Origin of the sequence: Bradyrhizobium sp. NAS96.2, from assembly GCF_001908235.1 — a bacterium.
GTDB lineage: Bacteria > Pseudomonadota > Alphaproteobacteria > Rhizobiales > Xanthobacteraceae > Bradyrhizobium.
Genome location: NZ_LGHK01000042.1, coordinates 68,165 through 79,863, shown reverse-complemented (window position 1 = coordinate 79,863; position 11,699 = coordinate 68,165). Strand labels below are relative to the sequence as shown.

The window sequence follows — 11,699 nt, the reverse complement described above, 5'->3', positions numbered from 1 at the left end:
CACGAATGGTCATTATTGCGCGACGCTGGGGCCACGATCTCGCCCATCACCAAATGCGGTGGTTATGGGTCCTGGCTTTCGCCAGGACGACGGCGGTGGACGCGGGGCCGTCCGGGCAGTTGCCCGGACAGCGAGCGGAGACAGCCTTGCTAAATCGGCTTGCCCGTATACGGCATCGACGCCGTCAGACCGCCGTCGACCGGGATGGCCTGGCCGTTGACGTAGGACGCTTCATCGCTTGCCAGGAACAATCCCATCGCGGCGAGTTCGTGGGGCTGGCCGGGGCGCTTCAGCGGATTGAGCTGGCCGATCTTGTCCTGGGTGCCGCGCTCCTTGGCGCGATCGAACACCGGCTTGGTCATGCCGGTCTCGATCAGGCCCGGGCAGACCGCGTTGATGCGCACGCCGGTGCCGGAGAGCGAGTAGGCGGTGGTTTGCACCAGGCTGATGACGCCGGCCTTGCTCGCGCCGTAGGGATGTCCGCTGGCGCCGGCCTTCAGGCCCGCGACCGAGGCGGTGCAGACGATCGAACCCGAGCCTTGCTTGGTCATGTACGGAATCGAATGCTTGATCGCGAGGAACGGGCCGATCAGATTGACGCGCAGCACCTCCTGCCAATGTTCCGGCGTCTGGTCGGCGAGTGGAACGAGGCCGCCGCTGACGCCGGCATTGGCCCAGATCGCGTCGAGCTTGCCGTATTTTGCGACGGCCTTGTCGATGAAGGCCTTCACGTCGCTCTCCGAGCCGGCGTCCGCAGTGACGGCTTCGACGGTGCCGCCGGCATCGCGCACCAGCTTGGCGGTCTCGTTGACGCCATCGGTGCGATCGACCGCGATCAGCTTGGCGCCTTCCTTGGTGAACAGCAGCGAGGCCGCGCGGCCGATGCCGCTGCCTGCGCCGGTGATGATGACGGATTTGCCTTCGAGGCGGCCCATGAGATTCTCCCTGTTCACGTGATCCGTAGTGCGTCTGCCGCGCGACGGAATTCAAACAAAATTTCAAACGTCAGAAGCACTTGAGACGATGTGCGGCGTGACGTACAGCGTGACGGGACACTATTGAAGGGCTCATCCGATGTCCAATCCAGAGAAGCCTAAGGTGACGGTGACGCGCTGGTGGTGGGTTCGTCACGCGCCGGTGCGCAGCGACGGGGGCAATATCTACGGGCAGGAGGACATCGACTGCGACACCGGCGATGTCGAAGTGTTCGAGGCGGTCGCCAAGATGCTGCCGCGCGACGCGGTCTGGTATTCGAGCAATCTCAAGCGCACGCACAAGACCGCGGAAGCGATCTGGGCCGCCGGTTATCCGAAGCCGGCCAGCATGACGCAGGAGCGCGACTTCGCCGAGCAGCACCTCGGCCGATGGCAGGGCATGAACCGCGCCGCGATTCTCGCCAGCCGACCGCCGGGCAGCGCCTGGTTCTCCGACGTCAACGAGCCCGCGCCGGGCGGTGAGAGCTTCATGGATCTCTACACCCGCGTCTGCCGCACGATCGTGCGGATCACGACCGCGGAAGCGGGCAGGGATGTGATCGCCGCCGGCCATGGCGGCGTGATCAAATGCGCGATCGGTCTCGCGCTCGGTGGTCAGCCGGATCGCGGCCTGACCTTCGACGTCGACAATGTCTCGGTGACGCGGCTCGATCACATCGCGGCGCCCGGCCTGTCGATGTGGCGATTGCCGATGGTCAATCAGCAGCCGTGGATTGCCGATCCCCGGCACGCCGCGATGCATCAGCCGGCCGGACCGGAAGTCAGGCCGGTGAGCAAGCTTGCGTGATCGCGCTATCGCAACACCGGACCGCTGCCTAAGCTCAACGTAGAATTCAAACACCTTACATCAGGGAGAGAAACATGACCTTGTTCGACATGAAGGGAAAAGTTGCCGTCATCACCGGCTCGACACGCGGCATCGGGCGAGCGATCGCCGAGCGGATGGCCGAGCACGGCGCCAAGGTCGTGATCTCCTCGCGCAAGGCCGACGTTTGCGAAGAGGTAGCGAAGGAGATCAACGCCAGCTACGGCAAGGGCACCGCGGTTGCGGTCGCAGCCAATATCTCTTCGAAGGAAAACCTGCAGAACCTCGTCGACGAGAGCAACCGCGCCTTCGGCAAGATCGACGTGCTGGTCTGCAACGCGGCATCCAATCCGTATTACGGCCCGCTCGCCGGCATCTCCGACGATCAGTTCAGGAAAATCCTCGACAACAACATCGTCGCCAACAACTGGCTGATCTCGATGGTGGTGCCGCAGATGATCGAGCGCAAGGACGGCTCCATCATCATCGTCTCGTCGATCGGCGGGTTGAAGGGCTCGACCATCCTCGGCGCCTACGCGATCTCGAAGGCCGCCGACATGCAACTCGCGCGCAACCTCGCCTGCGAATACGGCAAGCACAATATCCGCGTGAACTGCATCGCGCCGGGCCTGATCAAGACCGATTTCGCCAAGGCGCTGTGGGACAACCCGGACAATCTGAAGGCCTCGACCGCGCGTTCGCCGCTGCTGCGCATCGGCGTGCCCGACGAAATCGCGGGCGCAGCCGTGATGATGGGCTCGCGCGCCGGCGACTTCATGACCGGCCAGACCATCGTGATCGACGGCGGCGCGACGATCAGCTGAGATCGTCGTTGGTGCGCGAGCGCACCACATACTCAAGATGTCATCACCCGCGAAAGCGGGTGATCCAGTACGCCGAGGTCTCTCGGTTCCTCACGGCCGCCGCGGCGTACTGGATGCCCCGCCTGCGCGGGGCATGACAGTGCTGGATGGGGAGGGAGGCGTGCCAGCCTTACTCCACCGCCGCATACACCCCGTTGCGCACCAGCGAGCGGGTGTACTCGCGCTGGCCCGGGCCCTGCATCATGAAGACCGCGATCAGGTCTTCGCTCGGATCGATCCAGAAGAACGTGCCGGCCATGCCGCTCCAGAAATACTGGCCGACCGAGCCGGAGAACGGCGCGATGCCCTGCTGCATGCGCACGGCGAAGCCGAGGCCGAAGCTGTGGCCGGGCGACACCAGCGTGCCCTGGACCTTGACGCCGGCGCCGAGGTGATCGGAGGCCATGAATTCAAGCGTCTTGCGGCCGATGATCCTGGTGCCGTCGAGCGCGCCGCCATTGAGCAGCATCTGCGCGAAGCGCGCATAGTCCATCGTGGTCGAAACCAGTCCGCCGCCGCCGGATTCCATCGCCGGCTTCTCCAGCATGTTGAACAGCTGCACCTTCTCATTGGTCCAGGGATCGTTGGCAAACGCCTCGGCAAGTCGGCCGGCATTGGCTTCCCCGGTGTGGAAGGCGGTCTCGTTCATTTGCAGCGGCGAGAGGATGCGTTCGGCAAGGAAGTCGCCCAGCGTCTTGCCGCTGACGATCTCGATGATGCGGCCGAGGATGTCGGTGGAGCGGCTGTAGTTCCACTCGGCGCCGGGCTGGCAGACCAGCGGCATGGCGGCGAGCATGGTGGCGTGCTCGGCATTGGTGATCTTGCGGCTGCGCAGCCGCGACTGCTTGTAGAGCTCCTGCACCGGGCCGTTGCCGGTGTGGTCATACGTTAAACCCGACGTGTGGCGCAGCAGGTCCTGGATCGTCATCTGCCGCTGGGCAGGAACGAGTTCGAGCTTGCCGTTGTGCTCGACGCCGACCTTGGTCTCGGCGAACTCGGGGATGAATTTCGCGACGGGATCGCTCAGCAGGAAGTGGCCATCCTCGAGCAGCTGCATGATGCCGACCGAGACGATCGGCTTGGTCATCGAGAAGATGCGGAAGATCGTGTCATGGGTCATCGGCGCAGCGGCCGCCGGGCTTTGCCGGCCGATCGCGTCGAACCAGCCGATCTGGCCGCGCCGTGCCACCAGCACCGTGAAGCCGGGCGCGGTTCCCTTGTCGACCTCGCGCTTGAAGGTGTCGGACAGCGCCTGCAGCCGCGCGCTCGACAGTCCGATCGATTCGGGCTTGGCGAGGGGGAGGGACGGGGTGGTTGGGCTGGCGGCGTGCTTGGTGGCGGTCTGGGCGTTCATGATCTCTCCCTGGTTCTTGATTCTTGCGGCGAGGTGCCGGCATGACGTGATGGCCAAAGTCTGGCGCAGAAGTTTTGCAATGAACAGAAGCTTCAACGCTTCGCCCTTGCAAACCGGCCATGCCCTGTGCTTGAAACGGCGCGAACCGGCGGCGACGCTGGTTCCCTGCAGGAGTGTAGCTCAATTGGTAGAGCACCGGTCTCCAAAACCGGGGGTCGCAGGTTCGAGCCCTGCCACTCCTGCCAGCTTTTAGCCAACAATTTGAATGTCTTGGCCGAGGTCCTGGACCCCGGCCATGATAATTTTGACTTACTTGGTCAGCGGGCAGCCGCCGTCCTTGAGCGGCCGGAACGCCTGGTCGCCGGGCACTTCGGCGAGCACCTTGTAGTAGTCCCACGGCGCCTTTGATTCCTCGGGCTTCTTGACCTCGAACAGGAACATCGAGTGCACCATGCGGCCGTCCTCGCGCACCACGCCGTTGTCGGTGAAGGCGTCGCGCACCGGGGTCGCGCGCATGTTGGCCAGCACCGGCTTGGTCTCCCTGGTGCCGGCGGCCTTCACCGCGTTGAGGTAGTGCAGGGTGGCGCTGTAGGTCGCGGCCTGGTTCATGGTCGGCATCCGCTTGGTGCGCTCGAAGAAGCGCTTGCCGAAGGCGCGGGTCCGGTCGTTGAGGTCCCAATAGTAGGCCTCGGTGATGATCAGGCCCTGCGCGAGCTTCAGCCCGAGGCTGTGGATGTCAGAAATGAACATCACGATCCCGGCGAGGTTCTGCCCGCCCGCGACGATGCCGAATTCGGCGGCCTGCTTGATCGCGTTGATGGTATCGCCGCCGCCATTGGCGAGGCCGACGATCTTCGCCTTCGACGACTGCGCCTGCAGCAGGAAGGAGGAGAAGTCCGGCGTGTTGAGCGGGTGGCGGGCGCTGCCGAGAACTTTGCCGCCGGCGGCGCGGACCACGTCGCCGGTGTCGCGCTCGATCGAATGGCCGAACACATAGTCCGCGGTGATGAAGAACCAGGTGTCGCCGCCGTTCTTCACGATCGCGCTGCCGACGGTGTGGGCGTTGGCGTAGGTGTCGTAGGTCCAGTGCAGCGTGTAGGGCGAGCAGGATTTTCCGGTGATATCGGAGCTCGCCGCATCCGTCACGATCATGATCTTCTCGAACTGCTTCGACATCTCCATGCCGGCGAGCGCGGTCGCCGAGGTCGGCATGTCGATGATCATGTCGACGTTCTCGGCCTCGTACCATTTGCGGGTGATGGTGGCGGCGACGTCGGCCTTGTTGAGGGCGTCGGCGGTGACGAGCTCGATCGGCTTTCCGAACATCGAGCCGCCGAACTCCTCGATCGCCATCTTGGTGGCTTCGACATTCCCGGCGCCGCCGATGTCGGAATAGACCGACTGGAAATCGGTCAGTACGCCGATCTTGAGCGGCGTCTGTTGCGCGAGCGCGGGTCCGGCCCACGCGGCGGCGAGCAGGCCGGCGGCGGACAGACTCGTGGCGATGGATTTCATGGTGATGCGTCCTCCCAAGGTGTTCTTATCGGTTTGTCCGACAAAGCTAGATTTGCCCGGTTCCGGTGTCAATTCCGGCTGGCTGGGTGCGACAATCCGGCTTGGAATGGCCTATTTGACGCTCGGAACGTCTTCTTCTATCCTTTGTCCGACAAACAACAATCGGGAGCCCAAGGTGGCCGCTACGCCGTTGTTCCGGCGCATCGACGTTGCGCCGGCCTACCAGAAGGTCGCCGACGCGATCGAACGCGAGATCATCAACGGCCGGATCAAGCCGGGCGAGCCGATCGGCACCGAGCAGCAGCTGGTCGCGCAGTTTGGCGTCAACCGCTCGACGGTGCGCGAAGGCATTCGCGTGCTCGAGGAGGGCGGGCTGATCCGTCGCGATTCCAGCCGCCGCCTGCAGGCTTGCCTGCCGCGCTACAACAAGCTCGCCACGCGGCTGTCGCGCGCGCTGATCCTGCATGAGGTCACGTTCCGCGAATTGTTCGAGACCTCGATGACGCTGGAGGTCGCGAGCGTCGAGGGCGCGGTGGAGCGCGCGAGCGAAGAGAACATCGCCGAGCTCGCCGCCAATCTCGAGCGCAGCGCTGCCGTGGTCGGCAATCCCGCCGAGCTTGCCGAGCTCGATGCCGAGTTCCACGTACTAATGGCCAAGGCCTCGCAGAACCGCGTGCTGCAGCTCGCCCGCGAGCCGGCCGCGCAGCTGTTCTTTCCCACCACCGAGATGATCGTCGGCGGCGTGCCGGAAGGCGGCGCGCGCCTCGTCGAGGCGCACGGCCACATACTCGATGCGATCAGGCGGCGCGACAAGGAAGCCGGCGTGCTGTGGACACGGCGGCATCTGCAGGACTGGCGGCGCGGCTTCGAGAAGATCGCCTCGCTCGATCGTTCGGTCGAACACACCTACATGGAACACGCCTACGCCGCCCGGCAATAGCGGCGGCGCAGCAAAGACACGACAACGACAAGAAGCACATTCGGGAGGGACATATGAGCGACAACATCGCAGCAACCATCCAGCGCGCCCGCGAGCACTGCATCGGCGATTTGCTGCGCCGGTCCGCCAAGCGCTATCCAGCCAAGACCGCGCTGATCTGCGGCGAGGTCAGCTGGACCTTCGCGGAGATGGACGCGATCTGCAATCGGCTCGGGCGCGGATTGCTTGGCCTCGGCGTTGCGAAGGGTGATCGCGTCGCGGTGCTGTCGCGCAATTCGCACGGCTTCGCCGCGTTGCGCTTCGCGGTGGCGCGGATCGGCGCGATCCTGGTGCCGATCAACTTCATGCTCAATCCCGACGAGATCAATTTCATTCTCGCCAATTCCGGCGCGAAGCTGCTCGCGGTCGGGCCCGATTTCGTGGAGACCGCGCACGCGGCGGCTGCCAAGGGCTCGGCGGTCGAAACCCTGATCTGGCTGCCGGGCGAGGATCCGGCGATCGCGCCTGATGGCATCACGACGTTCGACAACCTGCTGCACGGCGACGCGTCGGCGCCGGATGCCGCGGTCGACAGCCGCGATCCTGCGCAGATCATCTACACCAGCGGCACGGAGTCGCTGCCGAAGGGCGCGATCCTGACCCATGAAGCCGTGATGTGGCAGTATGTCAGCTGCATCATCGACGGCGGCATGGCGAGCGACGACACCGTGTTGCATGCGCTGCCGCTCTATCATTGCGCGCAGCTCGACGTTTTCCTGGGACCTGCGATCTATCTCGGCGCCACCAGCCTCATCACCGGCAAGCCGGTGCCCGACAACGTCCTGGCGCTGATCGCGGCGCACAAGATCAATTCGTTCTTCGCGCCGCCGACGATCTGGATCGCAATGCTGCGCTCGCCGGCTTTTGACCGCACTGACCTGTCGACCCTGCGCAAGGGTTATTACGGCGCCTCGATCATGCCGGTCGAGGTGCTGCTCGAATTGCAGCGCCGGCTGCCCGAAGTGAAGTTCTGGAATTTCTACGGCCAGACCGAGATCGCTCCGCTCGCGACCGTGCTCGCGCCGCAGGATCAGCTGCCGAAGGCCGGCTCCGCCGGCAAGCCCGCGATCAATGTCGAGACGCGGGTGGTCAAGGCTGACATGACCGATGTCGGGGTGGGAGAGGTCGGCGAGATCGTGCATCGCTCGCCGCATCTGTTGTCCGGTTACTACAATGATCCGGTCAAGACCGCGACCGCGTTCGCCGGCGGCTGGTTTCATTCCGGCGACCTCGCCACCGTCGATGCCGATGGCTACATCACCGTCGTCGATCGCGTGAAGGACATGATCAAGAGCGGCGGCGAGAATGTCGCGAGCCGCGAGGTCGAGGAGATGATCTACCGGCTGCCTGCGGTGTCCGAGGTTGCGGTGGTCGGGCTGCCCGATCCGCGCTGGATCGAGGCGGTGACGGCGATCGTCGTGGTCAAGGCGGGCGAGAGCCTCGATGCCGAAGCGGTCATCAAGCATTGCGCGGCGTCGATGGCCCATTTCAAAGTGCCGAAGCGGGTCATCTTCGTGGACAGCCTGCCGAAGAACCCGAGCGGCAAGCTGCTCAAGCGCGAGCTGCGGCAGCGCTATGTCGGCGGCGCGACGCTGGATCAGGCGGTCCAGAAGAGCTTTGCCGGGTAATCGACCCGGCCGCCGCGATCGATGGCCGGGGCAATGGACCTCCGTCCGTGCGCCTAAGTGCTTGATTTAAGGGGTTCTGGCCCGGTCCGCCGCAGGCGCGGCCGGGGCCGGGCGCGACGGTGCCGACCTTGACGTTTGGCTCCTCTCGCAGTAGATACCCGGCACTCGCAGCCGGCCCGCTTTGATGGCGGATATCCGGCGCGGCCTAATTCCCCGAACATTCGAGCTCGTTTATCGGCTCAACCTTCCAAACGAGGGCTGGGTCCGCAAGGTCGGCTGTTCGGATTCCTTGAAACGTTGCAATCGTCCGGAGACGGACGCGGATCTCACGATGGCTTTCAGCCCGTTCAAATTCCTTCAGGAAGTGCGCTCGGAGACCGCCAAGGTCACCTGGCCGACGCGCCGCGAGACGACGATCACCACCATCATGGTGTTCGTGATGGTGGCGCTGGCCTCGATCTTCTTCTTCGCCGCAGATCAGATCATCCGTTATCTGATCACCCTGATACTGGGCATCCACTGATGAGCATGGGAACTCAATTGATGGACAAGCGCTGGTACATCGTTCACGCCTATTCGAACTTCGAGAAGAAGGTTCAGGAATCGATCCGCGAGCAGGCCAAGCAGCGCGGGCTGGAAGAGCTGTTCGAGCAGATTCTCGTGCCGACCGAAAAGGTCACCGAGGTGCGGCGTGGCCGCAAGATCGACGCCGAGCGCAAGTTCTTCCCGGGCTATGTGCTGGTGAAGATGAAGCTGACCGACGAGGCGTTCCATCTGATCAAGAACACCCCGAAGGTGACCGGCTTCCTCGGCGCGGAAAACAAGCCGATGCCGATCTCGGAAGCCGAGGCGATGCGGATCCTGCACCAGGTGCAGGAGGGCGTGGAGCGTCCGAAGGCTTCGGTGTCGTTCGAAATCGGCGAGAACGTGCGCGTGGCCGACGGCCCGTTTGCCTCGTTCTCCGGCGTGGTGGAAGAAATCGATGAGGCGCGCTCGCGCGTGAAGGTCGCGGTCTCGATCTTCGGTCGCGCGACCCCCGTGGAACTGGAATTCGGTCAGGTCGAAAAGGTGGTCTGACCGGACGGCGTGGGGTATATGCCCCGCGTCAAGTAAGAGGCCGTGGGAGGGAGGAGGCGGTCGCCAGCCCCTTCGACCGAACCACGGAACCTGAAACCGCCGGCACCGTCCGGCACAACAGGAGTGATAAATGGCAAAGAAAGTGACCGGATACCTGAAGCTTCAGGTCCCGGCCGGTGCGGCGAATCCTTCGCCCCCGATCGGCCCCGCGCTTGGTCAGCGCGGTCTGAACATCATGGAGTTCTGCAAGGCATTCAACGCCCAGACCCAGAAGGAAGAGAAGAACACCCCGATCCCGGTGATCATCACGATCTATGCGGACCGGTCCTTCACCTTCGAGATGAAGACCCCTCCGATGTCCTTCTTCCTCAAGCAGGCCGCCAAGATCCAGTCCGGATCGAAGGCGCCGGGCCGTGACAAGGCCGGTGCGGTGACCAAGGCGCAGGTGCGCGAGATCGCCGAGAAGAAGATGAAGGACTTGAATTGCGACACCATTGAATCGGCCATGAAGATGGTCGAGGGCTCTGCCCGTTCGATGGGTCTGGAAGTTGCGGGGTAACGGGCCATGACAATCGGAAAGCGTCTGAAGAAGGCCCGTGAGGGTGTCGATCGCGAGAAGCTCTACCCGCTCGCGGACGCCATCAAGATGGTCAAGGAGCGCGCCAAGTCGAAGTTCGACGAGACGATCGAGATCGCGATCAATCTCGGCGTCGACCCGCGCCACGCCGACCAGATGGTCCGCGGCGTCGTCAACCTGCCGAACGGCACCGGCCGCACGCTGCGCGTCGGCGTGTTTGCGCGCGGCGCCAAGGCTGAGGAAGCCAAGGCCGCCGGCGCCGACGTCGTCGGTGCCGAAGACCTGGTCGAGAAGGTGCAGGGCGGCGCGATCGATTTCGATCGTTGTATCGCCACTCCCGACATGATGCCGCTGGTCGGCCGCCTCGGTAAGGTGCTCGGCCCGCGCGGCATGATGCCGAACCCGAAGATCGGCACCGTGACGATGGACGTCACCAACGCCGTGAAGGGCGCCAAGGGCGGCTCGGTCGAGTTCCGCGTCGAGAAGGCCGGCATCGTGCAGGCCGGCATCGGCAAGGCCTCGTTCTCCGAGGACAAGCTGGTCGAGAACGTCAAGGCGCTCGCCGACGCGGTCTCCAAGGCGAAGCCGGCGGGTTCCAAGGGCACCTACATCCAGCGCGTGGCGGTTTCCTCCACCATGGGCCCGGGCGTGAAGGTCGAGCCGGGCACGATCCTCGGCTGAAGCTTTTGAGTGTGACGAGATAAAGAGGGGCGGGATCGGGCAACCGGTTCCGCCCTTTGTTTTGCCGAAGCGTTTTCGAGCGAAGTGGTGACCGGTTCGCGTGAAGAAAACGCGTCAAACAAGACGCTGAAGCATCTCGCAGGAAACAACAACAATGCCCGATAAGGTCCTGGTCTATTCACGCTTTCCCAAGGCCCAGCTGATCCGCTTCGGCGAGCGCTATGAGCTGCTCAATGCGGCAGGTAAGCGGCTGGACGAAGCGTTCCCGGCGGCCGAGCTTGCCGAGATCCGCGCCATGGTCACCGCGGGCGGCACGGCGCTCGGCGCCGACGCCATGGATTTGCTGCCGAAGCTCGGCGCGATCGTCTGCTACGGCACCGGCTATGACGGCGTCGATCTCGCCGCCGCCGCCAAGCGCGGCATCGCGGTCGGCCATAGTCCCGGTGCCAATGCGGCATCGGTTGCCGACACCGCGGTGACCCTGATGCTGGCGTCGGTGCGGCGTCTGCTGGTGGCCGACAATTATGTCCGCAGCGGTGACTGGGCCGGTGCAAAGCGGTCGCCGATGATGCGGCCGCAGGCCGGCATGCGCGGCCGCAAGGTCGGCGTCTACGGCATGGGCGAGATCGGCCGCAAGATCGCCGGCCGCGTCGCCGCCTTCGAGACCGAGGTCGGCTATTTCAGCCGCTCGAAGCACGACGTGCCCTACCAGTATTTTCCGACGCTGGAGGCGCTCGCCGACTGGTGCAGCGTGCTCATGATCGCCGTACGCGCCGGTGCCGAGACCGAGCACGCAGTCAACGCCGATATCCTGCGCCGGCTCGGCGGCGACGGCTTTGTCGTCAACATCTCGCGCGGCTCCGTCATCGACCAGGCGGCACTGGTCGCGGCGCTGACCGACGGGGTGATCGCCGGCGCCGGCCTCGATGTGTTCACCAGGGAGCCGCATGCGCCTGATGCGCTGACGGCGCAGCCGAACGTGGTGCTGTCGCCGCATCTCGGCGGCCATACCCTGGAATCGCACGTGGCGATGCAGGACTGCGTGCTCGCTAATCTCGATGCGTTCTTTGCCGGGAAGCCGCTGCCGTATAAGGTGAGGGGCGCTTGAGCGCCTGCCGGTTCCCGTCTCGGAACCGGTACCCGGCCATCATATTAAACTGGTCCAATATTTGCTCTTGGCAAGTGCGGCAGGACCGGCTACATAGCGCCTTCCGGGCGTGCTGGC

Annotated in this window: 12 protein-coding genes and 1 tRNA gene; 10 read left to right on the top strand and 3 right to left on the bottom strand. The window is 64.5% G+C overall.

Translation table 11 applies throughout. The features are described from left to right. Positions 1-149: 149 nt before the first annotated feature. Positions 150-935: an SDR family NAD(P)-dependent oxidoreductase gene (locus tag AC628_RS11650; protein ID WP_074126958.1), complete on the bottom strand. Its 786-nt coding sequence runs from the start codon at positions 933-935 to the stop codon at positions 150-152. 139 nt (positions 936-1,074) lie between these two features. Between AC628_RS11650 and AC628_RS11645 the strand changes: the two genes are divergently transcribed. Together AC628_RS11645 and AC628_RS11640 are read left to right on the top strand one after the other, a co-directional pair. Continuing rightward, entirely contained in the window at positions 1,075-1,782 is a 708-nt protein-coding gene (locus AC628_RS11645; protein WP_074126957.1) for a histidine phosphatase family protein, read from the top strand. Between the two features lie 74 nt (positions 1,783-1,856). Further along, entirely contained in the window at positions 1,857-2,624 is a 768-nt protein-coding gene (locus tag AC628_RS11640; protein WP_074126956.1) for an SDR family NAD(P)-dependent oxidoreductase, read from the top strand. Positions 2,625-2,793: 169 nt separating this feature from the next. Here the strand turns inward: AC628_RS11640 and AC628_RS11635 are convergent, their stop codons facing one another. After that, complete coding sequence (locus AC628_RS11635; RefSeq protein ID WP_074126962.1) at positions 2,794-4,017, bottom strand: serine hydrolase domain-containing protein; 1,224 nt, start codon at positions 4,015-4,017, stop codon at positions 2,794-2,796. Between the two features lie 169 nt (positions 4,018-4,186). Between AC628_RS11635 and AC628_RS11630 the strand changes: the two genes are divergently transcribed. Next, a tRNA-Trp gene (locus AC628_RS11630) sits at positions 4,187-4,262 on the top strand. A 64-nt stretch (positions 4,263-4,326) separates the two neighbouring features. Here the strand turns inward: AC628_RS11630 and AC628_RS11625 are convergent. Beyond that, positions 4,327-5,532, bottom strand: coding sequence for an ABC transporter substrate-binding protein (locus tag AC628_RS11625; protein WP_074126955.1), 1,206 nt, complete (start codon positions 5,530-5,532; stop codon positions 4,327-4,329). Between the two features lie 175 nt (positions 5,533-5,707). Between AC628_RS11625 and AC628_RS11620 the strand changes: the two genes are divergently transcribed. The 7 genes from AC628_RS11620 (at position 5,708) to AC628_RS11590 (ending at position 11,582) form a co-directional block, all read left to right on the top strand. Then, the gene (locus tag AC628_RS11620) at positions 5,708-6,472 is read left to right on the top strand and encodes a FadR/GntR family transcriptional regulator (RefSeq protein ID WP_074126954.1); all 765 of its coding nucleotides are present in this window, start codon (positions 5,708-5,710) and stop codon (positions 6,470-6,472) included. Positions 6,473-6,525: 53 nt separating this feature from the next. Beyond that, on the top strand, positions 6,526-8,139 hold the full coding sequence (locus AC628_RS11615) for an acyl-CoA synthetase (RefSeq protein WP_074126953.1): 1,614 nt from the start codon (positions 6,526-6,528) through the stop codon (positions 8,137-8,139). 331 nt (positions 8,140-8,470) lie between these two features. Further along, the gene (gene secE, locus AC628_RS11610) at positions 8,471-8,662 is read left to right on the top strand and encodes a preprotein translocase subunit SecE (RefSeq protein ID WP_016840554.1); all 192 of its coding nucleotides are present in this window, start codon (positions 8,471-8,473) and stop codon (positions 8,660-8,662) included. Between the two features lie 20 nt (positions 8,663-8,682). Then, on the top strand, positions 8,683-9,216 hold the full coding sequence (gene nusG, locus AC628_RS11605) for a transcription termination/antitermination protein NusG (RefSeq protein ID WP_021081670.1): 534 nt from the start codon (positions 8,683-8,685) through the stop codon (positions 9,214-9,216). Between the two features lie 130 nt (positions 9,217-9,346). Continuing rightward, complete coding sequence (rplK, locus tag AC628_RS11600; protein ID WP_074126952.1) at positions 9,347-9,775, top strand: 50S ribosomal protein L11; 429 nt, start codon at positions 9,347-9,349, stop codon at positions 9,773-9,775. 6 nt (positions 9,776-9,781) lie between these two features. Continuing rightward, positions 9,782-10,474, top strand: coding sequence for a 50S ribosomal protein L1 (gene rplA / locus AC628_RS11595; RefSeq protein ID WP_021081669.1), 693 nt, complete (start codon positions 9,782-9,784; stop codon positions 10,472-10,474). Between the two features lie 154 nt (positions 10,475-10,628). After that, on the top strand, positions 10,629-11,582 hold the full coding sequence (locus tag AC628_RS11590) for a 2-hydroxyacid dehydrogenase (protein WP_074126951.1): 954 nt from the start codon (positions 10,629-10,631) through the stop codon (positions 11,580-11,582). Positions 11,583-11,699: the final 117 nt, after the last annotated feature.